The sequence below is a fragment of the Photobacterium carnosum genome (genome assembly GCF_021236965.1).
GTDB classification, from domain to species: Bacteria; Pseudomonadota; Gammaproteobacteria; order Enterobacterales; family Vibrionaceae; genus Photobacterium; species Photobacterium carnosum.
The window spans coordinates 1-1535 of the sequence record NZ_WMDN01000057.1; the positions used below are offsets into that span (position 1 = coordinate 1).

General features: G+C 37.9%; 1 protein-coding gene. It reads right to left on the minus strand.

All coding sequences use genetic code 11. The features are described 5' to 3' along the window. Positions 1–1135: 1135 nt before the first annotated feature. Positions 1136–1535, minus strand: a 400-nt coding sequence (locus GLP24_RS19730) for a hypothetical protein (RefSeq protein ID WP_232616434.1), incomplete at its 5' end; no start/stop codon positions are given.

Genomic DNA, 1535 nt, shown 5'->3' on the forward strand with positions numbered 1-1535 from the left:
ATCGCGGTTCATCCAAAACGAATAGAATAGCCGATGTTTTGATAGGTTTTATTCGATTAAATCAGTCAAAAAGTGACGTTGTTATTTTGTTATCAATGTTACCCGATCCCAAAACTCAAGTTTGACCAGTGTTTATTAGAAATCGACCGAAAAGTAATGTTTGCGGGAAAAATACGTGGTCCTGGTTAATTGAGGTACGAAATTATCCAGGACCATGTATCGACAAGCGGTAGCGCGTCAGTAGTCGTGAGTTGTCTTATGTGGAAAAATAGGACAGACAAGCTGCCCTAACTTTACACACAATCGACAATTTAACATCGAGAGAGCTTTTATTTTTCGCTCCGCGAGTAATAACAAAGTTTATGTTTGATTATTTTGAAGATACCGTGTGATATTTGGACGGTGAAAGGTAGATAGGGGATTCTTTAAAAGCGGCAGCTTCCCTAGGCGATATTCGCCAGAGATTATAGATGCCGCTTTTAAAGATGAACTGATATTCGGACGGAGCCAAGTACAGACTTTTTCATCTCTCAATACAACTTACAGAGTCTATTGAGTCACTAGAAATCGACCTTAACTGTAACAGGTCAACCACCGTCTAGTGCAACACCATATCAGCATTGGCTTTTTCAAGTGCCAAGAGGCTATTACGCAATCTTTCATAGTCAACTGCGGATATGATCGTGTTAGCGGTACGGTTGAGTGATTTGGTTGGGTGTTCCCCCTTTTCACTCTAAGGCAAAAAACAGTAAAACGATGCCTTATAGACTGCTAGGGACGCTCATCTTAAACGAGTGGCTGTTAAGCTAACTCTCAATGCTTGCACGTATCTGCTTTATCCATCTATAAGTGGGTATAATCTGTTCAGTTGGCTTGGAATGTAAGAAGTAAATTAATCAATTATACTTTTTTATCTAGAAATGACTTCTATGGATTGCTTTTCCGTGACGTTATCACTAAAATTCAAGCATCCACGGTAATCAAATGCTGATACATTCGTTTACCAGAAAAAGCTGCCTTGCTGGGCGGCTTTTTCACCTTTTAGGCTTAGAATACTAATCTTCTAACTTTATTTTGTCGATATTCTTTTCACTAAATTCATTAATTTTCAATAAATCACGATTATCAATACAATCTACATCGAAAATCCGCGTGTAATTTCTACTTTTTTAATTTCTTTTAATTCAGAATTCAGCGTTTTAAATCGAGGCATCTCCCCAAAAGTCTTCTTCAATGGGATTTCACCACGCTGTAAATCATCAAAATCAACTCTCAATAAAATTTTATCACTGCTTTGAATAGCTTTAAGCTGAGTATTCGTAACAACATCTAATGGCTTTTTACCGTTAATGGTCATGCTCAACGTTTGTTCCGATTTATTGTATTTATACTTGATATCGAAAGTACCTAACTGTTCGCTGCTCTCTCTCCGTCGCAAAACTCGATCCGTTTCTTGTTCGTTAAATCCCACGTTATTACGTTTAGTAGGCTGCAATAGCATTGAAGGATTATTTGGTTGTCTTTGTCGCTCTCTG